At 37.7% G+C, this 23466-nt stretch carries 19 protein-coding genes and 1 tRNA gene; 16 read left to right on the forward strand and 4 right to left on the reverse strand.

All coding sequences use genetic code 11. The features are described from left to right. The first annotated feature begins 321 nt into the window (after positions 1–321). The 12 genes from HMPREF1321_RS01725 (at position 322) to HMPREF1321_RS01780 (ending at position 15770) form a co-directional block, all read left to right on the forward strand. Entirely contained in the window at positions 322–2736 is a 2415-nt protein-coding gene (locus HMPREF1321_RS01725) for an efflux RND transporter permease subunit (RefSeq protein ID WP_009421129.1), read from the forward strand. 60 nt (positions 2737–2796) lie between these two features. Then, entirely contained in the window at positions 2797–4071 is a 1275-nt protein-coding gene (locus HMPREF1321_RS01730) for an NAD(P)/FAD-dependent oxidoreductase (RefSeq protein WP_009421134.1), read from the forward strand. Between the two features lie 152 nt (positions 4072–4223). Beyond that, positions 4224–5324 carry a methylmalonyl-CoA mutase family protein gene (locus HMPREF1321_RS01735; RefSeq protein ID WP_009421119.1) on the forward strand — a complete coding sequence of 367 codons (1101 nt, stop codon included), beginning with the start codon at positions 4224–4226 and terminating at the stop codon, positions 5322–5324. Then, positions 5308–5889 carry a hypothetical protein gene (locus HMPREF1321_RS01740; RefSeq protein WP_009421138.1) on the forward strand — a complete coding sequence of 194 codons (582 nt, stop codon included), beginning with the start codon at positions 5308–5310 and terminating at the stop codon, positions 5887–5889. The genes HMPREF1321_RS01735 and HMPREF1321_RS01740 overlap by 17 nt, the downstream gene beginning before the upstream one ends. A gap of 487 nt (positions 5890–6376) precedes the next feature. Next, complete coding sequence (locus HMPREF1321_RS01745; RefSeq protein ID WP_015782843.1) at positions 6377–7237, forward strand: glycoside hydrolase family 25 protein; 861 nt, start codon at positions 6377–6379, stop codon at positions 7235–7237. 1 nt (position 7238) lies between these two features. Beyond that, on the forward strand, positions 7239–7826 hold the full coding sequence (locus HMPREF1321_RS01750) for a 5-formyltetrahydrofolate cyclo-ligase (RefSeq protein ID WP_009421095.1): 588 nt from the start codon (positions 7239–7241) through the stop codon (positions 7824–7826). Between the two features lie 122 nt (positions 7827–7948). After that, on the forward strand, positions 7949–9148 hold the full coding sequence (locus HMPREF1321_RS01755; protein ID WP_009421114.1) for an HmuY family protein: 1200 nt from the start codon (positions 7949–7951) through the stop codon (positions 9146–9148). Positions 9149–9156: 8 nt separating this feature from the next. Beyond that, entirely contained in the window at positions 9157–9786 is a 630-nt protein-coding gene (locus tag HMPREF1321_RS01760; RefSeq protein ID WP_009421107.1) for an HmuY family protein, read from the forward strand. Positions 9787–9856: 70 nt separating this feature from the next. Next, positions 9857–11800 carry a TonB-dependent receptor plug domain-containing protein gene (locus HMPREF1321_RS01765; protein WP_009421090.1) on the forward strand — a complete coding sequence of 648 codons (1944 nt, stop codon included), beginning with the start codon at positions 9857–9859 and terminating at the stop codon, positions 11798–11800. A gap of 484 nt (positions 11801–12284) precedes the next feature. Next, positions 12285–12593 carry a DUF4834 family protein gene (locus HMPREF1321_RS01770; protein WP_034556230.1) on the forward strand — a complete coding sequence of 103 codons (309 nt, stop codon included), beginning with the start codon at positions 12285–12287 and terminating at the stop codon, positions 12591–12593. Positions 12594–12627: 34 nt separating this feature from the next. Further along, positions 12628–15015 (forward strand): YfhO family protein, encoded by a 2388-nt coding sequence (locus tag HMPREF1321_RS01775; RefSeq protein ID WP_009421126.1) that lies wholly within the window; start codon positions 12628–12630, stop codon positions 15013–15015. Then, positions 15012–15770 carry a hypothetical protein gene (locus HMPREF1321_RS01780; RefSeq protein ID WP_009421115.1) on the forward strand — a complete coding sequence of 253 codons (759 nt, stop codon included), beginning with the start codon at positions 15012–15014 and terminating at the stop codon, positions 15768–15770. The genes HMPREF1321_RS01775 and HMPREF1321_RS01780 overlap by 4 nt, the downstream gene beginning before the upstream one ends. Before the next feature lie 139 nt (positions 15771–15909). Here the strand turns inward: HMPREF1321_RS01780 and HMPREF1321_RS01785 are convergent. From HMPREF1321_RS01785 to HMPREF1321_RS01795, 3 genes are all read right to left on the reverse strand, one after another. After that, positions 15910–15989: transfer RNA gene (locus HMPREF1321_RS01785), tRNA-Leu, on the reverse strand. 88 nt (positions 15990–16077) lie between these two features. After that, positions 16078–16986: a bifunctional metallophosphatase/5'-nucleotidase gene (locus HMPREF1321_RS01790; protein ID WP_009421113.1), complete on the reverse strand. Its 909-nt coding sequence runs from the start codon at positions 16984–16986 to the stop codon at positions 16078–16080. A 7-nt stretch (positions 16987–16993) separates the two neighbouring features. Continuing rightward, the gene (locus tag HMPREF1321_RS01795; protein WP_009421106.1) at positions 16994–17779 is read right to left on the reverse strand and encodes a 5'-nucleotidase C-terminal domain-containing protein; all 786 of its coding nucleotides are present in this window, start codon (positions 17777–17779) and stop codon (positions 16994–16996) included. A 64-nt stretch (positions 17780–17843) separates the two neighbouring features. Between HMPREF1321_RS01795 and HMPREF1321_RS01800 the strand changes: the two genes are divergently transcribed. Together HMPREF1321_RS01800 and dapA are read left to right on the forward strand one after the other, a co-directional pair. Then, positions 17844–18362, forward strand: a complete 519-nt coding sequence (locus HMPREF1321_RS01800) for a DUF6913 domain-containing protein (protein WP_002675764.1) — start codon at positions 17844–17846, stop codon at positions 18360–18362. 7 nt (positions 18363–18369) lie between these two features. Continuing rightward, the gene (gene dapA / locus HMPREF1321_RS01805) at positions 18370–19242 is read left to right on the forward strand and encodes a 4-hydroxy-tetrahydrodipicolinate synthase (RefSeq protein WP_009421139.1); all 873 of its coding nucleotides are present in this window, start codon (positions 18370–18372) and stop codon (positions 19240–19242) included. Positions 19243–19285: 43 nt separating this feature from the next. Here the strand turns inward: dapA and HMPREF1321_RS01810 are convergent, their stop codons facing one another. After that, complete coding sequence (locus HMPREF1321_RS01810; protein ID WP_009421093.1) at positions 19286–21001, reverse strand: murein L,D-transpeptidase; 1716 nt, start codon at positions 20999–21001, stop codon at positions 19286–19288. Positions 21002–21630: 629 nt separating this feature from the next. Here HMPREF1321_RS01810 and ffh point away from each other — a divergent pair. After that, the gene (ffh, locus tag HMPREF1321_RS01815; RefSeq protein WP_009411396.1) at positions 21631–22962 is read left to right on the forward strand and encodes a signal recognition particle protein; all 1332 of its coding nucleotides are present in this window, start codon (positions 21631–21633) and stop codon (positions 22960–22962) included. A 29-nt stretch (positions 22963–22991) separates the two neighbouring features. Further along, positions 22992–23447 (forward strand): DUF2750 domain-containing protein, encoded by a 456-nt coding sequence (locus tag HMPREF1321_RS01820; protein WP_009421105.1) that lies wholly within the window; start codon positions 22992–22994, stop codon positions 23445–23447. Positions 23448–23466 lie beyond the last annotated feature (19 nt).

Consider the following 23466-nt stretch of genomic DNA (forward strand, 5'->3'; position numbering starts at 1 on the left):
ATAAGCTCTCTATAAGCTAACCCCACCCTCCTAATAACCTTTTTTCGCTAAAATCCCTCTCAGTCCACTTCTGATATTTTTCGTTTTTCTCCGAAGTCCAAGCCCCTCCCGATATTCTCCAACTAATTCCCACATTTTCTCATTTCCTCATTTCCTCATTTGCTAATTAAGTTACGCTATCTATCTCTTACGTCAAACTCCCTATCAATTCATAAAATCATTATTAATCATTAACCACTAACCATTAATCATTGATATTTATTTTTGTAATTGTATATTATTTTGTACTTTTGCGCCCTCAGAAAATAAAGAGATATCAAGATGTTTAGATGGATAAAAGCCAGCTTCTGGGGTACCATTGCGGGCTTAATATTGCGCAACCGAATTGCTTTTTTACTACTCATAGCTGCTATCACTGGGGGCTTAGCTACACAGTGGAAGAACGTGCGCTTTACTTTTACCGAAGCAAATATGCTCCCCGATGATCACCCTGTGAATATGGAGTACAAGCACTTCCTCGATAAGTTCGGCGAAGAAGGTAACTTGATATTAATGGCGTTAGACGACAAAAAAATCTATACACCTGAGGTACTCAACAAATGGATTGCCCTTAGTAACGAACTAAAAAAGTTCAAACAGATAGACGCTGTTATCTCTATCGACAATTTGCCTATCTTAGTGAAAGACACTGCACAGCAACGCTTTGTTACCCATAAGTTTATCGAAGGAAAAGTAAAAAACCAAACTGAAGCTGATAGTCTCAAGAAAGTACTTTCCGAGAAACTACCTTTCTACGAAGGTCTCATCTACAACAAGAAAACAAATACCTTGCAAACAGCCGTGTATATGAACAAAAAGATTGTCAATACACAAGCCCGCAAGGATTTTATCCTCAACGATTTTATTCCCATAGTCGAGAAGTTCGAAGCGCAAACCGGACTCAAAGTGCACACTTCGGGTATGCCTTATATTCGTACCCTCAGCGCTCAAAATATAATGGACGAGATAGGGTTATTCATCTTGGCTGCCCTACTCTCTACTTCAGCCATCTTCTTTTTCTTTTTCCGTTCATTCAGAGCGATGTTTATCTCTATGGGTGTAGTATCGATTGCAGTAATGTGGGTATTTGGTTTTCTAGGGCTTTTCGGCTACGAAATCACCATTCTCACAGGACTTATTCCGCCTTTGGTCATTGTAATTGGTATCCCGAACTGTGTATTCCTCATCAATAAATACCAACAAGAAATTAGTAAGCACGGCAATCAAGCTAAGTCGCTTATTAGGGTAATCCGCAATGTAGGCAATGTAACCCTGCTCACCAACCTCACTACGGCTATCGGTTTTGCTACCTTTATTTTTACCGAAAGTTCTTTGCTCAAACAGTTTGGGGTCATTGCTTCTATCAATGTAGTATCTATCTTCTTCATTTCTCTATTGCTAATCCCTATTATTTACAGTTATATGCACATACCTCAGGAAAAACACCTAAGGCATTTGCATCGCAACTGGATAGGTGGACTTATCAAGTTCATTGAGAATACAGTAAAGCATCACCGTATTGCAGTATTCACTACGGCTATCGCTCTGCTTATCCTCAGTATTATTGGTATTTACAAAATAAAGATTTCGGGTAGTCTCATCGAAGATATGCCTAAGTCAGCTGATTTTTTTGACGATATCACTTTCTTCGAGAAGAATTATGGCGGAATTATGCCTTTGGAAATCACTATTAATACGAAGCAGAAGAACGGTGTTACTCGGTTAGTGAATCTCAAACGCATTGACGAACTCTGCACTCATATCGAGGAAATCCCCGAAATATCCAAACCGCTTTCGTTGGTAAACTTAGTGAAATATGCCAAACAAGCCTATTACAATGGCAACCCTAAATATTATAGCCTGCCCACTACCCAAGAGCAAAACTTTATCCTTTCATACGTCAAAAACTCTAAAGGTAATGCTAATATGCTCTCCGCTTATGTAGATTCATTGGGGCAAACGGCACGCATCACTACTTTTATGAAGGATATTGGTACTGAGAAGATGCAACAAATCGAGGACAATATTTACACCAAAGCACAAAAGCTTTTCCCAAGTAATAGGTATGAAGTGAAGATTACCGGTAAAGCCTATTTGTTTACCAAAGGTACTAATTATTTAGCTACCAACCTCATTTGGTCATTAGCCTTAGCTATTTTGCTCATTGCGCTCATTATGGCGTATATGTTCCGTTCGTTCAAGATGATAGTTGTCTCACTCATTCCTAACCTCTTACCGCTACTCATCACCGCAGGACTGATGGGCTATTTTGGCATTCCGCTCAAGCCTTCCACTATACTTGTGTTCAGTATTGCCTTTGGTATTTCGGTAGACGATACCATTCACTTCTTGGCTAAATATCGCTTAGAGTTAGTAGCGCGTAATTGGAAGATAAGCAAATCGGTATATGCAGCTTTACGCGAAACAGGAGTAAGTATGTTCTATACTTCTATCGTACTACTCTGTGGTTTCTCAGTGTTCTTGCTCTCCAGTTTCGGAGGTACCAAAGCACTCGGCGGACTCATATCAGCTACTTTGCTTTTCGCAATGATGACGAACTTACTGCTCTTGCCAAGTCTATTGCTTTTCTTAGAACGCAGTCTGTCCAACAAAGAAACTATCAAAGAACCTAAGATTGAGATATTCCCTAAGGACGAAGAAGAAGAAAACACTGAAAAAGAAAATAAAACACTATAATTACACTCTATTATCAGCTGATTGACAAATTTGTTAATTGGCTAATTAAAAATAATCATTATGGAAAACAAAAAGCATATCGTAATTGTGGGCGGTGGCTTTGCTGGCTTAGAGCTAGTAAAAGTGTTGAACCGCTCTGGTAAATATAAAATTACCTTGGTGGATATGAATAACTACAATTTCTTTCCACCTCTGCTATATCAGTTGGCTGCGGGCTTTATGGAGCCTTCATCTATCTCCTACCCTTTCCGCCGTCTATTTCGCAAGTATAAAAATGCACGTTTCAGAATGGCTACCTTGCGAGAAGTCGTTCCATCGGAAAACAAACTCATCTTAAGCAATGGAGAACTGCATTATGATGTATTGGTAATGGCTACGGGAGCTGAATCAAACTTCTTTGGTAACAAAGATGTAGAAGAAAAAGCAATGCCTATGAAAACCGTAGGCGACGCCCTTATGCTTCGCAACTTAGTATACACCCGTTTGGAGCGCGCTACCCGTACTGAGGACAAAGAATTGCGCCGTAAGTTACTCTCTTTTGCTATTGCAGGAGCAGGTCCTACTGGGGTAGAGCTATCAGGTATCTTTGCTGAAATGAAACAGAACATTATGCGCAAGGATTACCCTGAGCTTACTTATGACGATTTAGGTGATATTTATCTCATCGACGGACAAAACACCGTACTTGCTCCTATGAGTAAAAAAGCCCAAGCATATACCGAAAAAATCTTGCTTAAAAAAGGTGTAAAACTCAAATTAGGAGTACAGGTAACCGATTTTCTGAATGACGAAGTATACCTTTCGGACGGTACGATACTTGATGCTCGTAACCTAATATGGGCAGCGGGGATTTCGGCTAAAACCTTCAAAGGTATTGACGACAAGCAACACTTGGGTCGTGGACGACGTATGAAAACCGATGCTTATAACAAAATGGAAGGCTTCGAGAACATCTATGCAATCGGCGATTCGTCTATTATGACCGCCGACCCTCACTTCCCTCAAGGGCACCCTCAGCTCGCACAAGTAGCCATACAACAAGCCAATAACTTAGGAAAAAACTTCAATAAAGATTTCGTAAACCCTACTCCTTTCAGTTATGTCGATAAAGGCTCTATGGCAATCATTGGTCGTAACCAAGCCGTCGCCGATTTGCCTAAACACATTTTCCTTAAAGGCTTCGTAGCGTGGGCTATTTGGGCATTTATACACATAATGTCACTGGTAAACTTCCGCAACAAACTAAAAGCTTTGTACAACTGGATAGGTTATTATATCAGCAAAGACCAGTCGTATCGTATGGTGTTGCGCCCTACCGAAAAAGCTAAAGGATAAAATCTGGTTATCCTATATACTTTGCCAATGTTTGAAACATTGGCAAAGTTAAACCTACATAATTACAAAAACATTATTTTGTTTTAATTTTTAAAGAATTTTTATTCAATTTCTCTCCCGTAACGGAGACTTCTTTCACTAAAAAGCGAAGAATGGAGAACACTGCTAAACAATGGAAGCAACAACTGCAATACCTGCTGAAAGGAAGAGACTACGAGTCGCTTATATACACTTCAGCAGAGGACGTTCCTATCTTACCTTTTTACACTTCCGAGAACGTAAAAAGCCCTTATGCAGTTGATATCCAAACACAAGTAGCTGTTCCTCTTTTTGTATCCGATAAAGAACAGACCCTCAAACGCATTGCTTTTTGGCAAAGCCAATCAGTTCACTTTTTTTTGCTCAACCTGCACACTGAGCTTATTCAAGACGAAGTACAACAATGGTTACCTACTGATTTACACTACTTGTTCACCAATGCCCTCACTGTAGATACCTCAACCTACCAAAACACAGGAGCTTCAATGGTGCAACAAATCGCTTTCGGAGTAGCCCAAATGCAGGAAATACTGACTACTTCAAAAGTAACCACTGCTTTTGTGAAAATAGCGGTTGGAGGTAGCTTTCTGTTAGAAATTGCAAAACTGCGTGCTTTTCGTCGCTTATTTAGCGAGCTCTACCCTACCCTACCCTTCCATTTGATAGCCGAAGTATCTCATAGAGGTTTATCTCTTCTGAAATCGTCGCATAACCAAAACTATGTACAGTTAGCTTACGAGGCTGCTGTATTAGGAGGTGCTGATTATTTATTGCCTAAAAATTCCCTTTTCTTTAAGAAGAACAGCGTAAATACTGAAAAAGCAAATGTAGCTACCATTCAGCAACTCACTGCTACCCGCAACGCAACACGGCTCAACGGAATGTATGCAATTGAGGCTATCAGCTACGAAATGTACAAGAAAGCTCTTGTGCTATACCAGCAAGTTCATAAACAAGGAGGATTGTCGGGTATGCTAAAAAGCCACAGCCTGCAAAAACAAATAAGAGTGAAGGCATCGCAAGAACAACAGTTTTTTAATACACAGTGCTCTACTTTCTTTCCTGAAAATAATACCGTTGAAGTTTATCCACGTAAAGAATGGGATTTCTATCCTTTTACCAGAAATCACACCGCTGACTCATTAACACCCAGACGCCTCTGGGAACCCTTTGAAAAAAGAATAAAACAAGAAATGTATGAGCAAAAACAATGAAACTATGGCTGGTTTGCCGCCTTATGAACGCGGGTATCGCGCAATGGGGTATTTAGAAGGAATGCCCTCTTTGCGCATCGTGGCTATGGAAGAAGAAAGCATTCCGCCTAACGAACCCACTGAAATACTTTATCAGAACATCGAGAATTTTACACAAAGCAAAGCATCTTGCAAATCATTGGTGATAACTGCTATTGATACTTTGCCCCAAGCCTTATCGGTAAAAGAAGCTCAATACCTCTATATACCTGCATCTCTTCTTTTAGAAAACACCATTAAGGAAACTTTTATCCACATTCTTACTCCTAACGACAAACTACGTATTTTAGTAGATAGTGCTCACAATGGTTTTGAAATCATTGCAATGCTCCGTAGCTTGCGCGCTCTTGCCCAACTGCCTATCACCTGCTTAGTCCATTCTATCACCGATTATCTATACGCCCTCATCGCCCAATCCGACGATTTGATATGTGATATTAAAAACAAAGAATTGGCTTCACCTGAAAACCAATTCCTAATAGAAAATAGTTTAGTTACCAAAACTATCGACCCATTCTTCCCCTAAGCCTCACTTTTATTAGGCAAAACGTTCAAAATAGTATTTCATTAGCTCCACTTTACCTTCACTTTGAGAGCACTATTTCTTCGTTCATTGTTCGTCTTTTGTTCGTCTTTTGTTCGTCTTTCGTTCGTTGTAGACCCACTGTAGACCCACTGTAGACCCACTCATTGTTCGTTTATCTTATAAGCTTCCTATAAGTTCTGCATAAGCCCCACCTAATTAACCATTAATCATTAATCATTAACCATTAATCATTAACCATTAATCATTAACCATTAATCATTAACCATTAATCATTAACCATTAATCATTAACCATTAATCATTAACCATTAATCATTAAACAAGGCTTTCTCCCTCCGACCAATCAAATAACTATTTTAATCCCTCCCTTTCATTTGCTAATCCTCACATCTGCTAATCGGCCAATTCGCTAATTAATATTTTTAAAGATTTATACGTAATTCAGATTTTTAATGTATATTTGCAAAATGAAAAAGAAAAAGCTACAAAGAAGTAAGTCTCGTATATCTGCAAAAAAGAAATCTCTATTTGGGAACTTTTTTACTGTAAGCCTCCTATGCATTTTGTTGTTGGGAGTAGGTAGCGTTTTCTATATCAGAACCTATTATCCTGCCATTTACCAAAAAATACTAAACAAAATTACAGCCCGTAAAATAAACTCTACCTACGAAAGCAATCGTATTGAACATATCGTAAGCCTCTACTACGATAAAGTCTTCGGCATCGACCTTTCGCACTATCAAGAACGCGAAGAAATAGAATGGGATAGCCTCTACATCCGAAATAAAACGGCAAAATACCCTATCCAATTTGCCATTTTTAGAGCAACAATGGGGAACGATGGAACCGATAAGAACTTTGCACACTTTTTTTCAGAAGCTAAAAAACACCAACTTATCAGAGGAGCTTACCATTACTATCGCCCAGACGAAGACCCTAAGCTACAAGCAAACTCCTACCTGAAGAATGCTCGGTTGGAAAAAGGAGATTTCTTACCTATTTTAGATATAGAACAATTGCCTAAAAAGAAATCCAAAGAACAGTTTATTAAAGATGTACAAACGTGGTTAGATATTGTTGAAAAACACTATAAACGCAAACCTATTATCTATACTTACATCAGTTTTTACGAAGATTATTTGTATCCCACATTCAAGCAATACCCATTATGGATAGCCAATTATAATAATGTGTCAGTTCCCACCTCTGTTTTTTCTTGGCAGTTATGGCAATTCACTGAAAATGGTATTACTGCGGGAGCAAAAGTCAAAATAGATTTTAATATTTTCAATGGTGATAGTAGCGAACTGAACAAACTCTTATTGTAGTATGACAAAAAAAGAACTCAGGACACTCTATAAGCAAAAACGCAATGCCCTATCAGCTGAGGAGCGAGACCTCCTCAGCCGACAAATAGCTGAAAGGTTACTTCTTTTTCCTAATTCTTTATGGGAGCATCACACTTACCATATATTCCTCCCCATAGAACGATTAGCCGAAATAAACACAAATTATATATTGAACATACTACGCGATAAGAATAAGCAAATAGTAGTCCCTAAAATGGATAGCAATACTCGCACGCTGTCCTCTATTCTTCTCACCAAAGATACTCAGCTCATTAATAACGCTTGGGGTATTCCCGAACCTAAACAAGGTGTTATTATAACTCCCAAAACCATAGATGTAGTATTCGTTCCTCTTCTTGCCTATGACAAATATGGCAATCGGATAGGCTATGGTGGTGGCTATTACGACCGTTTTTTGAGTGAATGCAAAGATGAAACACTCAAAATAGGACTCTCCTACTTCCCTCCTGAAAATAACTTTTATGCTTTGAGAAATGCTACTGATGTTTTTTTAGATTATGCTATCACTCCTTCTGCAAATTACACACTTACAAAAAGAAAATATTGATAAGTTTTTATTGAGGAAAACTTTGCTTATATTGAATTTTTCAAAATAAAATACCATATTGTTTTGTATAATTCTAAATAAGTAGTATCTTTGCGCCGTCAAATCAAAATACAAACAATATTATGAGATTAAAATTTTTAGCTCCTGCGCTTATCGCAGGAATGATGGTGCTTACTACTTCTTGTAGTAAAGACGACAATCCGACCCCTATACCTTCTACTGCTAAAGAAGTTAAAGAATTAAATGTTTCTTCACAAACAGAGTGGGTGTATTTTTCTTTTTCAGAAGGGAAACAAGTAGAGGTAACCAATCCTCGCACAAGTGATAATTGGGATATCGCTTTCAATCGTTATAACGTAAAAACTAATGGTGGTACTTCAGGTATTGGAGGCGTGGAAGTAGCCAATACAGGAAGTAAAGATTTTGCTACTGTTACTCAATACCCTGGCATAGGATATGAGAAAGACATATTAGTAACTTCTTATGGGCGTCCACAACCAGGACAAACAACTCCTACTACTACAACTATCTCAGTTAATCCTGCCATTACAGGTACAGTACAAAGCCCTGACCCTAAAGGTTTCTATAACTATAATCCTCCTACACCAGGAAGCAATACTCCTCATATTACACTTACCAAATATGTATATGTAGTAAAAACAGTAAAAGGAAAGTATGTAAAATTACAAATTACTGAGTATACTAACGCTAAGGGTGAATTAGGTTATCTTACTTTTAAATATGATACTCTTACCTCACAAGCTCCAGTAGAAAAAGTAAGCCTTACTTTTACCAAAGCAGTTGCAGAAGTACAATTAGATGCTACTGGCGATTGGCAATACTTTTCATTGGCAACAGGAGCTGTAGTAAGCACCACTACCCCTGAAAATGACACTAATTGGGATATAGCTTTCAAAGGTTATTATGTAAAGCTCAATGGTGGTGTGAATGGTAAAGGAAAAGGAGAAGCTCTTAAAACAGAATCAAAAGATTTTGATGCTGTAAAAGAAACTGTAGTAGTAGGTTTTGAAAAAGACAAAGAAGTAACTTTTACTGGTAGAAACAGCTCTACTAAAGTAAACGTTTCACCAGTACTTACAGGAGGCTTTGGTTCTACAACAGGTACTATAAACATCAGTCCTAGCAATATAAAGAAATGGGGAGATGTTTACGCTCCTAATGAATGGGTATACATTATCAAAACAGCTGATGGTAAATACGCTAAAGTGCAAGTAACTGATTTTTATAAGGAAGTAAACGGCAAAAAAGCACCTAATTACCCGAAACTAAAATATCAATTGAGTGATAATCAAAGCAAATAATAAAGATTATGAAAGTTAGATTATTAGTATCAGTTTTAGCTATAGCTCTTACTTTTGCTTCTTGCAGTAAGGACAATGATAGCAAAGAAGAGAAAAAAATCTCAAAAGGAACACAAGTGAAGAACTTGTACACTTTCAACAAAGATAATTGGGTATACTTTTCTTTTAAAAAAGGAGTTATAACTATTCAAGATCCTGAAAATAGCTTAGATTGGGATATAGCTTTTTTTGCTCATTATCTCAAAACTAATGGTGGTGTATCAGGTAAAGGAGAAGGAGGAGCTATAAAAACTGACTCTAACGACTTTGACGCTGTTACTTCTGCTCCTACTGAAGGTTATACACAAGATGTAAAAGGTACAATGTCTTATGGATCTTATCCTAATCTAACAGAAAAAAAAGGTACTTTTTCTCCAATTGTATCTGGAGATTTTGAAACAAAAACAGGTTATGTTTCTCTTTCACCCAACAATATAGGAAAATGGCCAAGTGTGTATGCTCCTACAAAGTATGTTTACATAATTAAAACTGCAAAAGGAGAATATGCTAAATTTCAAGTTACCGATTTTTATAACGATGGGGCTAAACCTAACTACGTTACTTTTAGCTATCTAATTAGCAAAGATGGTAAGTTTTAAGCCTAAACAATAATCACACTGAGGCTGTCTTGATATAGGCAGCCTCTTTTGTCTAAATTAAATTATCAATATGCGAAAGATTTTTATCACTGCTTTTATTTCATTATTCTACTCGCTATCTACTCTTGCTCAAAACGACAAGAAGGAAGATGAACCTATAAAACTCAATGAGATAATTGTAACGGCTACACGCGCTCAAAAGAACTTAAAAAACGTACCTATCACCGTACAAGTAGTTACCGCGGAAGATATTCGCAAATCGCAAGCTACCGACTTTCAATCGTTTTTAGAAACGGAATTTGCAGGTATCAACTTTACTTACGATGGAGGTATGCCTAACATTAATATGATGGGATTTGGAGGTAAATATGTGCTCTTTTTAATGGACGGCGAGCGTATGGCAGGAGAAACTTTTGACAATATTGACTATAATCGCATTGACTTGGATAATATTGAACGTATTGAAATCATCAAAGGGGCTTCTTCTTCTCTTTATGGCTCGAATGCGCTAGGAGGGGTGATTAATATTATTACCAAAAATGCTAAGAAATCTTTTGAAGGTAGCGCGAGTTATCAGTACGAGAGCATCAAAAGTCATAAAGCGAATGTAGGCGTGGGGAGCAAGCAAAAATGGGGTAGTATCCGCCTGACATCTTTTTACAATTTCCGCGAACCTTATGTTTTGGAAGACAGCGAACCATTAACAGTTTATAAGAATGGTACAGCTGTTACCTCTGAAAAAGGAGAACTCAATATTGCGGGGTTTACTACTTATGGGGTTACCCCTAAACTTACTTTCAACTTATCACCTAAAATAGACCTTGCCCTTACACCTAACTACTACTTCAGCGAACGCAATCAAGGGACAGAATCTTCAAGGAAACTACGTGATAGATATTATAACTACACTTTATCGGCTAAATCTAACATTGCACTCACTGAGAGCAAAAAAATAAGCCTATCGGGGGCTTTTGACCGTTACGACAAGTTTAACTACTTCCCGTTATTAAAAGAAAAAGAAAAGAACTATGAAAACACCATATGGCGTGCAGGAATGCAATACAACCAATCGCTATGGGAAAAACATTCGTTAGTAGCAGGAGCAGAAATATTTTCAGATGAACTACTCAGTTTCCGTTTTGATAATACAGGTACTGAAGCCAAAGAAAACGCACAAAACTACACCGCTTTCACCCAACAAGAATGGGCACTCTCACCTGCTTTCACCTTGGTAACTGGGGCACGTATAGATTATCATTCACTCTTTAAAGAACACTTTACCTATCGCTTGTCAGGAATGTTTAAGGTAGAGCAGTTTACTTTTAGAGGAGGTTTTTCCACAGGTTTCCGGTCGCCTACCTTGAAAGAACTCTACACTAATTGGTTTCACCCTTGGGGGGGTGGCTTCCAAATAATGGGTAACAAAGACCTTAAACCCGAAACCAGTAATAACCTTAACCTTTCAGTAGATTTCGACAGCAAGAAGCTGAATATTACCGCGATGACGCAACTCTCGTCGGTAAGAGATAAAATAGCCTTCCGCTGGACGGCTGCCAGCGATACTATTCGTTATGTAAATTTTAATGGCAATACTGAAATTGTAAGCTCTGAGATATCGGCGACTTATCACCCTACAAAAGCTTTCCGCTTTAAAGGTTCGTATGCTTACTACTACATTAGCAATAGTACAGGTGAAAACCGCCCGCATACCTTCACTGTAAAAGCTGAATACATTCCTAAACGTGATGCCCTCTATATTCCTAACGTTGTGTTGAGTGGCAAATACGTAAGTGCTACCCGCATTCACGATACCGATAGTAATAACAATGAGCTCTATACCTATTATGAACCTTATAGTATATGGCATTTGCAACTATTCTCTAAACTTCCCTACCACCTCACCTTCACAGCAGGTATTGACAATCTTTTCAATTATGTAACTAAAACCACGAGTTTCTACTCCAGCATTTCTCCGGGGAGAACTTATCTGATAGGATTGAAGTGGACCTATTGATTTTCAAAAATAAGTTAGGTTAGAGGTAAGAATTTATATAAATTTTCATTGTGCTTTGTTTTTTCACTCAAAATAACTCCATCTTTTTTTCGAAATATATCAGAAGGATTCGGAAGGAGAAAATTAGGTGAAGAGTATAAGATAAGAGGTAAATTGGGTATGGTTAGCTTATAGGAAGCTTATAGGAAGCTTATACGAATCTTGGACGATTGGTATAGAAAGGGTATATAAGTAGTTGATTCATACTATAATACAACAATGCCAAAAATGTTAAAAACAGGGTTACGAGGCGAAAGTAAGAGAAAGATAAAATCCTCTTAACACGCACTTACTCGGTAGTTGTTGAGAAACTCTCCTAAGGAGAGGGAGCTTAGCAATGCAAAGGTAAAGACAAAAATAAGGTAAAAGTGGAGTAGATTAGTAAATTTTACAAATTTGTTAGTTCATAATTATTTTATACCTTTGCACCAAAACTAAAAATAAAATGATGTCAGAAGCTTCTTTTTCAGGATTTATACAGACTATCCTTATTATTATATTAGTGTTTTGGGGGCTGAGAATCCTCCTGAGAATATTGGCTCCTTATATGATGCGTTTTTTCATAAACAAGGTAAGTGAAAGAATGCAAAAAGAATTCGAGCGTACCCAAAATCAGTACCAACAAAATGCTTATGGGCGAAATCGCTCAGAAGAGAAGGAAGGCAAACAAACTATTATAAATAAGAATTCTCATTCTAAAAACCCTGAAGCTACTAAGCAAGTGGGTGAATACATAGATTATGAGGAAGTTTGATTTAAGTAAGAGATAAAAGGTAAAAAATAACCAAATGAAAAAAATAGTCCCTCACGTTGTAGTAATAGCGCTATTTGCTGTAATAGCACTTGCTTTCTTTTATCCTGTATTACAGGGAAAAGGTATCTTCCAAAGCGATATTGTTCAGTATACCGGTATGGCGAAGGAGCGGAATGATTACCGTCAAACAGAAAACAAAGAGACATATTGGACAAACAGCGCTTTTGGTGGTATGCCTACCTATCAGTTAGGGGCACAATATCCTAATGATTTTGTAAAGCAGCTAGACAGAACGTTGCGCTTTTTACCTCGTCCTGCCGATTATCTCTTCTTGTACTTTATAGGCTTTTACGTCCTACTTTTGGTGTTAAAAGTGGATTACAAGAATGCTTTCTTGGGGGCTATTGCCTTTGGTCTTTCTACTTACTTAATTATTATTTTAGGGGCAGGGCATAATGCCAAAGCACACGCCATTGCTTATTTTGCTCCTTTATTAGCGGGTATCTTATTGGTATTTCAGCGGAAATACCTTTGGGGAGGATTACTCACAGCAGTAGCGTTGGCGTTAGAAATCTGCGCTAATCACTTCCAAATGACGTATTACCTGCTTTTATTGGTATTGCTCTTAGGCGTAGGCTTCCTTTATAAAGCTATCAAAGAGAAACAACTCAAAGATTTTGCAAAAGCTATGGCGGTACTACTTGGGGCTGTAGTAGTGAGTGTACTGGCAAATGCTACTTTACTGCTCACGACTCGCGAATACGCCGATTGGAGCACCCGTAGTAAATCGACACTTACTATTACTCCTGATGGAACTCCGAAAGAGCAGAACAGCGGTCTACCAAAAGAATATATCACCGAATATAGTTATGGCATCAGTGAATCACTAAACCTTATCGTGCCTCGTCTTTTTGGAGGTTCTAACCACGAAAACTTAGGAGAAAACTCTAAGACGTATCAGTATTTGGTACAATTGGGGGTACCCCCTATGCAGGCATTACAAGAAACACAACGTTTACCCACTTACTGGGGCGACCAGCCTATCGTGGCTGCCCCTGCCTATATAGGAGCTGTGGTGTTCTTCCTATTTGTCTTAGCACTTTTTGTAGTAAAAGGAAGAATTAAATGGTGGCTTTTAACGGGCTCAGTAATGGCACTCGTACTTTCGTGGGGCAAGAACTTCGGACTGCTCACTGATTTTATGATAGACTACTTTCCGTTATACAATAAGTTTAGAGCGGTATCGTCTATACAAGTAATTTTAGAACTCTGCGTGCCTATATTGGCGATAGTAGGGTTACAACAGTTCTTAAAAACACCTGAAGAGGAGCGCAAAAAATACTTGCTTTACAGTCTTTATATTTGTTTGGGGATAATGTTATTGCTTTTCTTAGGAAAAGGATTCTTTGATTTCCAAAGTGCAAACGATGTGTATTACGGCAACAGAGAGATTGTGCAAATGATAGTGGAAGACCGCAAAAGTATTTACACTGCTGATTTGCTGAGAAGCACCGTACTTATACTGCTCACAGCTTTGGCTTTGGTGCTTTATCAGTACAACAAAATTCCTCTTAGGGGAATGCAAATAGCACTCTTAGCATTGCTTTTCTTTGATTTGGGAGGAGTAGCCAAACGCTATGTAAACAAAGACAATTTTGTAGATAAATACCTAATAGAAAATCCTTTTGAGGCAACTCCTGCTGATATGGCGATTCTTCAAGACAAGAGCTATTATCGCGTATACGAACCTCAAGTGGGTATCAACGGTGCACGTACTTCGTTTTTTCACCATTCGATTGGAGGCTATCACGCAGCGAAACCCAAGCGCTTGCAAGAGCTCTTCGATTACCAAATAGCCAAAGGAAATATGGAAGTGCTCAATATGCTGAATGTGAAATATATACTTTTGCGCAACCAAGAGGGAGAAATACAACCAATGCACAACGAAGATGCCTTAGGTAATGCGTGGTTTGTAAAGCAACTTAGCTTAAAAAACAGTGATGATGAGGTGATGAAAGCTTTAAAAGAGTTTCACCCTTCCGAAGAGGCTTTAGCAACGCTCAAAGATTTGAAAACAAACCTTCCACCACAATACATTGTGGATAGCACGGCTACGATTGCACTAAAACATATGCGCCCTGATGAATTAACTTACGAAAGTAACAATTCTCACGAGGGCTTTGCGGTTTTCTCGGAGATGTACTACCCTCACGGCTGGAAAGCGACTATCGATGGCAAAGAGACGCCTATCTACCGTGTAGATTACACTTTACGAGGAATGTCTGTACCCGCAGGAAAACACGAGATACGCTTTGCTTTTGAACCCGAAGTAGTGAAAACAGGTAGTAGGTTAAGTCTTGTAGGGTGTATTTTATTGCTTTTATGGCTTGCAGGAGGTATTTTTGTACAATTTAAAAAATGAAAACACTTTTTACTACTATTGGACTACTGCTAATCAGTGTTATTCACGCTCAAGATTTTATAGGCAAAGAATGGCGCATTGATAATTTTTTAGGGGAGTTCCCTGACGTGACCGATGTCTATTTCCTAAAAACGCCTGAGAGTAAATATACTTTTGGCGACCGTATTCTCTTCAATTCAGATGGTACTTTCTCCTCCTGGTTAGTAACCGAATGTGGTAATACCTGCTCTTCTCCTACCATAGGGACTTATCAAGCGGTAGGTAAGTATTTATCTATTCAGGTAGAGAAAATGGAAAAACGAGGGGTGGAATGTGATAGTATTCCTATAGAGCTCAATCTTAATCTCGGTAGTTATTATCTCCACAAAATCTCCAACGATGAATACTACCTCATTAAAAGTACTGGTAATTTTGCTGCCGACAAACAGAAACTAAATGACGTAGCCACTTTACTGCGCTTTATTAAAATTTATGATATACGGGGCAAATCGCCTAATCCTTCTTTCCAACTGAAAAGTGATATTCCTAAAGACGAGCGCATTGGCAAATTCGTACGCAAACTCTTTCATCTCACTACTTATGAAATCCTCAAAGGCTTCCCTGATAACCATAGTACTCATTACCTTGTAAAAGACCTTAAAACTAACACCTATTACTACCTACGAGAGGAATATTTTAGCAATAAAGTTACTGTTTACTACTTTACTGAAAAAGACTTAAAACAACGTGCTAAAGAATTGAAAAAACAACGGTAAATAGGGAAGGAGAAAAGACAAAAGAGGTACCTAACAGAAGAAGCGAGAACCGAAGTAAAACCTAAAAAATAAATAGTTCTCAAAACTACTTTATATAAAAAAACAAAAAGGAGCCACAATAATGTAGCTCCTTTTATTGTACCTGAGGAGGGAATCGAACCCTCACTCCGAAGAACACGAGTTTGAGTCGTGCGCGTCTACCAATTCCGCCACTCAGGCTCCTTTTTAATTCGGTTGCAAAAGTACATAAGTTTTTTAAATATACAAAAAAAAACGAGTACTTTTTTACAAAATAATTTATAACAACCTATACTTCAATAGTCACTGCTTTGTTTTTTACAAGACTATCTTCTTCAAAAAAGAAGTCTACTCTTCCCAAATTAATACCATAACAACCTACTTGATTTACCAAAGTAGTATTTCCTCTTTTATTTGTAACCAAAGTAGGGCGAGGTAAAAAAGTATGTGTATGACCTCCTATAATTAAATCGATATAATAGGTTTGAGCAGCTACTTTTAAATCGGAGACCTTAGGGCTATTTTTGTAATCATATCCTAAGTGAGACAGACAGAGTATTAAGTCACAATGTTCTTCATTATAAAGTTTGCGTTCCATATCTTGTGCTATCTCTATAGGGTTCAGATAAACTGTTTCGCCGTATTGTTTTTTATTTACCAAACCTTCCAATTCAACGCCCAGACCAAAAACTCCTATTTTAATACCATCTACCATATAAATTTTATAGGGTTTTGTATACCCATTGAGAAGCGTTTTACTTACATCGTAATTAGAAATGATAAAATCAAACTTGGCGTGAGGAAGCTGTGCAAAAAGCCCCTCTACTCCATTGTCAAAATCGTGATTCCCTAAGGTAGCAGCATCGTATTTAAGCATTGACATTAGCTTAAACTCTAACTCACCTCCATAGAAATTAAAATAAGGAGTGCCTTGAAAAATATCCCCTGCATCGAAAAGCAAGGTATGAGGATTTTCTTTACGTACTTGGTCGATGAGATATGCCCTACGTGCTATTCCTCCTTTATTAGGGTTATGAGGGTCAGTAATAGGGAAAGGGTCGATGTGACTGTGTACGTCGTTCGTATGCAAAATAGTAATTTGTTTTGCATTGCTTGGCTTCATTGATAGCGATAGACCTCCTACCCCCATTAGCAAAGATGAAGCTCCTATGTTTTTAATAAAAGTACGTCTTTTCATAATCGTATTATAGTTTATATTCAAATCGGTTATCTTTTTTAGCGTCTAATACGTCTATTTTTTTGAAATAGTCAATCAGTACATTGCGAAGTTTATAATCTGTTTCATCTACTTTTAAAGAATTTTCAAAGAAGTACATCGCATCTCCTCCATTCATTAAATAATCGGAAGTAGCGACTATATAAGTAGCTTTAGAATCGAAAGGTTTCCCTTTGATATTGAAATGAACCACCTTACCATCTTTGGTGATTTGCAAATCTATTTGCTTTGACAGAGGGTGAGGTTTTCGCTCTTTAATCAAATAGTTAAGAAGTTCTTGTACTTTCTCTCCTGACATTGTAAGTACTACTACTTTATTCTCAAAAGGCATTATATCATAAACTGAACCTACTGTAACATCACCTTTGGGCAAATCGGAGCGAATACCTCCCCAGTTGAGCATTACAAAGTCGATATCCTTACCTGTACGTTTTTTGTAAAGAGGATTTACAATTTCGAAGGTAGCATCAGCCATAAAATTACCAATAGCGGTATTTAATGCTTTTTCGTTTCTATCTTTCACCAAATCGGCTGGGTTTTGAGCTAAGACGGTAGACATCTCAGTGGATATATGTTCGCGATATGGTGTGATAAAGTTTTCTATTTCAGCTTTTTGTGAAATAGTATCGGTAATAGGAATGTTTATAGCTTTTACTCTTGTAAGCTGCGTTTTAGACGAAGAGCAAGAGGCTAAAAATCCTATTGTTACAAGCAATACAAAAAAATAATGCTTCATTACATCAAACTTTTTCATAAATATATTTCTATTTTAAAAATTATTTTTACCTTTGCAATCACACGCAAAATTACAATATATTTTGGACATCGTAAAAAATTATAACATAAAAAATAAAATTCGGAAGAATTTTAAAGCCTTAGAAAGTTATAACAAAAGGTTAGACAACAACTTAGCCAAAGTTGGTTGTATTGTGGATATGGACGTAGTGAAGAATGTAGACCCCTTATTGGAGCTTATAAAATACTATTCCATTCGCCCTGAGAACTATATTGTCTTAGGATATAAGCGTGAATCAGAAGAAACTCACGCTAATGGAACTCCTTTTCTGATTGATAAGGAAATTAATTGGCAAGGAAAGATTAGGAATTACCACGCCGATAGATTAGCTGAACAAGAGTATGACTTGCTCATTAATTATTTTAGTGAGCCTAAGTTGCCATTGTTGCTATTATCTTCGTCTATCAAGGCTAAATTAAGAGCTGGTTTTGAAGGAATAGGACTACAGTACAACGATATTGTGATAGCTTGTTCTCCTGCTGATGAAAAGGTTTTTGCTAATGAATTAAAAAAAATATTAGAAACCATTATTCGCAAATAAAAAAATTATGACAAAACAACTAAGAGGAACTGGTGTGGCTCTTATCACACCCTTCACAGCTGAGAAGCGGGTGGATACTAAGGCTCTTACCCGTATAGTAGAATATGTAACTGATGGTGGAGTAGATTTCATTGTAGTTTTGGGAACTACCAGCGAAGCTCCTACTCTCAGTAAGGAAGAAAAGGCTCTTGTACGAGAGACTATTATCAAGGCTAATAAAAAGCATTTACCCTTAGTATTAGGTATTGGGGGCAATAATACCCAAAGTGTTATTGAGGAAATCAAGAGTACGGATTTAACCCCTTTTGATGCGATTCTATCTGTAACGCCTTATTACAATAAACCTTCGCAAAATGGTTTATATGCACACTTTGCAGCAATAGCCAAAGAGAGTCCTTTACCTATTATTTTATATAATGTACCTGGGCGCACAGGGGTATGTATGACCGCTGAAACCATATTGCGATTGGCTAATGACTTTAAGAATATTATAGCTGTAAAAGAAGCTTCGGGTAATTTAGTGTTAGATATGAATATCTTAAAAGATATGCCTAAACATTTCACTTTCTTATCAGGAGATGATACTACAACCCTTCCTTCAGTATATATGGGTGGTAGTGGAGCAATTTCGGTGATTGGGATTGCTTTCCCTAAGGAATTTTCTGAGATGGTACGATTAGGGTTAAACGGGAATACTTCTAAAGCCAATGCTTTGCAATACGAATTGTTACCTATGATGGCTTTAGCTTTTAAAGAAGGGAACCCCACGGGAATTAAAGCTATTTTAGCTGCTCAAGGCTTATGTGAGCCCTATGTGCGTTTGCCTTTGGTAGAGGCTTCGGATAGTTTAAAAGAAGAAATAAGAAAAGCTTTAAAATAAAGGGCATTAAAATAAGTGACAAATAAAAAAAGCGGTTTGAAAGTTAGCTTTCAAACCGCTTTATGTCTTTCAACTGTTCGTTATCAAGATCGTAGATATCATTCTTTATAGTTGCTTCGCCTTTCTTATCTACCGATATGGTGTAGTACAGAATATTAATCATATATTTTGTATTGAGTTTTACACGATACTGATTGCGCTTATTATTGTTCATAAAGTCTTTGACTTTCTCTTCTGTCCAAGACTTTCCATCACCTTCATTCTTCAGTAGATAATAGGCTAATTGCGAAGGATTTTGCACGCGTACACAGCCGTGACTGAGTGCACGTTGCTCACGTTCGAACAAATACTTCGATGGTGTATCGTGCAAATATATACTCATATTATTATTGAGCAGGAACTTCACTAAGCCCAATGAGTTGCGCTCGGAGGGAGCTTCTACAAAATAAAAAGCACGTTTATGTACTAATGGATTCGTCCAATCTACCTCTAAGGGGTCTATCACCTTGCCATTTTCATACATAGTATAACCTCTATTTTTGTATCTTTCGGGGTCTTCTTGCAATAGCATTTGAGGAATCATTTCTTTTCTGATAATACTCTGAGGCACAGACCACGTAGGGCGAAATTCTATTGAACGAATAGAATCGGTGAAAATGGGAGTTGAGCTTTGAGCTCGCCCTACCACTACTTTGGTTTGATATATTAATGAGTCCTTATGATATAAAAAAAGTTTATAATCAGGAATATTCACTATTATATAATCATCACCTAAATCATTATTGAAAACACGCATACGCTCCATATTGAGCCTAAGTAAATCGCGCTGGCGTGCTTTATTCATATTCAGACGATTGAGTGTTTGGATACCTAAGGAACCATCGGGAATAAGCCCATTACTGCGCTGAAATCTTTTCAATGCCCATATAAGGGTACTATCTACTTCCTGAGGGTCGATTTTGGGAACTGACCCAAAGCCTTTTTTAGCTAAGGCATTGCGCAAGCTCTCAACCTCAGGATCGGTATACCCGTAAACAAAGTTTTTAGGGTCTGAAAATTTAATGACACGGATAGTGTCAAGAGGCTGATTTTTGAGTTGTATATACTTATATTTCATTCGTCTATACTGTTCTCCTTTGGGATAAAGACTTGCTAATTTTGCTTCTAAATCATCGTTATCTCCCAAATGTAAGAGCATATCAATATTCCGATATTTATATTTTGGTTTTATCCACGTATGTTTTCCATAGGCTCTTTTAGAAAAGCGACCAGAGGTAAGGTGCTTGGCAAAAAGCAAAAAAGAGGCGGTAATTTGTTTATCTAAATAAGCCTTATAATCATTAGGGAGTTTATATTTATAGGCACTATCTACCACTTTTTTCAAAGCAGAACGCCTATAAGTTTCGGGGTTTAGACCATCTTCTTCAATACATTTTAAAGCTTCTATATATTGCGAAAAGATGCGAGAAGGGATATCTTCGAAGAGCCAACGAGTTTTTCCTCCATTTTCTGTATAATAACTATGGGTTTCGGACTGTATTCCTTTTCTATAAGTAGCATCAAGAACTGTAAGATTTTCAAATGAAGTTACAGAGGTATCTACTGCAATAGTAAGAGCCTCAGTATAAACCTCTTTACCAGCCTCATTTAATGAAGAATTGGGGTGAGAAGTAGTGGGAGTAGTTTTTCTACAGCTTTGTAAGGTGATAAAAATAGCTATTAAAACTGCAATTTTTATCTTTAAATCAATATGAATCATATTAAAAACATATTTTGGGTGCAAAGATAAGGATAATTAGGGAATTAGCAAATGTGAAAATTAGGAAATTAGGGAATTAGCAAATGTGAAAATTAGCAGATTAGCAAATGTGGAAATTAGCAAATGATGGGGAGAGATTAAAAATAGTTATTTAATTGGTCGGAGGAAGGTGGAAATTTCGGAAGGAAACGAAAAATATCAGAAGTACACTGAGAGTAATTTTGAAGAGAAAAGGCTATTAGGAGGGTATGCTTAGCTTATAGGAAGCTTATACGAATCTTGGACGATTGGTATAGAAAGGGTATGTAAGTGATTGATTAATAATATGATACACCAACGCAAAAAATGTTAAAAATGAGGTTACGAGGCGAAAGAAAAGGTAAGGTGAGATATTGAAGAAATATGGAGGAACTCTAAAAAACTCGGAGGCAAAATATGCTTAGCTTATAGAAATCTTATACGGAATCTTGTACGATTATTATAGAACAGCCTTTTAAACTTCTATAAAATAAGGAGTTATATTATAGAAAAACAGCTTATTAACCGTATCAATACACTTTTTTAGCTGTTTAGTTTTTAGTTTCCACTTTTTTTCAGTACCTTTGCACAACTTTTTAAAATAGACAAAAATGTTTGATAATTTAAGTGATAAATTAGAGAAAGCCCTACATAACTTAAAGGGACACGGTAAGATTACCGAAATAAACGTAGCTGAAACACTGAAAGAAGTGCGTCGCGCTTTGCTTGATGCCGACGTGAATTATAAGATAGCCAAAGATTTTACCAATAACGTAAAAGAAAAAGCCTTAGGACAACAAGTGCTCACTACCCTACAACCAGGGCAGTTAATGGTGAAGATTGTAAAAGATGAGCTCACCCAGCTGATGGGAGGTGATGCTGCTGGAGTGAACCTATCGGGGAATCCTACTGTTATATTGATGTCGGGCTTACAAGGTTCTGGTAAGACTACTTTCTCAGGGAAATTGGCTAACTACCTCAAAAATAAAAGAAATAAAAAACCTTTGCTCGTAGCGTGCGACGTGTATCGTCCTGCTGCGATAGACCAATTACATATTGTAGGAGAACAGGTGGGGGTACCTGTTTTTTCGGATAAAGGGAACAATAACCCTGTGGATATTGCCAAAAAAGGGGTGCAATACGCCAAAGAAAACCACTTGAACGTGGTGATTGTGGATACCGCAGGTCGGTTGGCAGTAGACGAGCAAATGATGACCGAAATATCGAATATCCACAAAGCACTGAACCCACAAGAAACCCTTTTTGTAGTAGATGCGATGACGGGGCAAGATGCTGTAAACACGGCTAAAGCCTTCAACGATGTGCTGAACTTCGATGGGGTTATCCTTACCAAACTCGATGGGGACACCCGTGGTGGGGCAGCTATCACTATTAAATCGGTAGTGAATAAACCTATCAAATTCGTAGGTACCGGCGAGAAAATGGACGCTATTGATGTGTTCTATCCCGACCGTATGGCTGACCGTATTCTCGGTATGGGCGACGTGGTATCATTAGTAGAACGCGCTCAAGAGCAGTTTGACGAAGAGCAAGCGCGCAAGTTGCAAAAGAAAATTGCAAAAAACCAATTTGGGTTTGACGACTTCCTTGAACAAATACAGCAAATTAAGCGTATGGGTAGTATGAAAGACCTCCTTGGTATGCTCCCCGGTGTAGGGAAAGCAGTGAAAGACCTCGATATCAAAGACGACGCTTTCAAGCACATCGAAGCAATTATCCATTCGATGACTCCAAAAGAGCGCAATACGCCTGCTATCATAGATTTAAACCGCAAAAAACGAATTGCCAAGGGTAGCGGTCGCGATATTCAAGAGGTAAACCAACTAATGAAACAGTTCGAGCAAATGAGCAAGATGATGAAAATGATGCAAGGTGGCGGTGGCAGAAAGATGATGCAGATGATGCAGGGAATGAGAGGTTAGATAAAAGGTAAAAGGCAAAAAATACAAATATGTTACAAGAATTCATTGAAACTGTAGTAAAGAACAAAGAAGTGTTTTACTTAGAGGTAAACGAATCGTTTGCTATGTGTGGTTCGCAAGCCTTCTACATTGAGGAAACCAAAGAAGCTATTCCTGTAGCCCTCTTTTGGGAAGACGAAGAGAAAGCAGTAGCTTGTAAAGCCGACGAATGGGCTAAAGGAATTGTAAAATCGGCTACCTTAGAAGAGTTTATTGAGATATGCTTTGGAATGCAAGTAGAAACAATGGCAGTGGGTATTGGGTTCAACGCTGATTTATCAGGAGGAGAAGAACTTGTACCTGTTGATTTGATAAAAGCATTAATAAAAGAAATTGACAGAACGAAAACTGCGGTTACTTTTAGTGACTCGTTCGAATCATTAGCCCAAGTAAAACAACTTTTGAACCAAATAGAGCTTGACATCACCGATGAAGAAGCCCTTTAACCACTAAAAACACAATCAG

This window comes from Capnocytophaga sp. oral taxon 412 str. F0487 (genome assembly GCF_000271925.1).
Lineage (GTDB): Bacteria > Bacteroidota > Bacteroidia > Flavobacteriales > Flavobacteriaceae > Capnocytophaga > Capnocytophaga ochracea.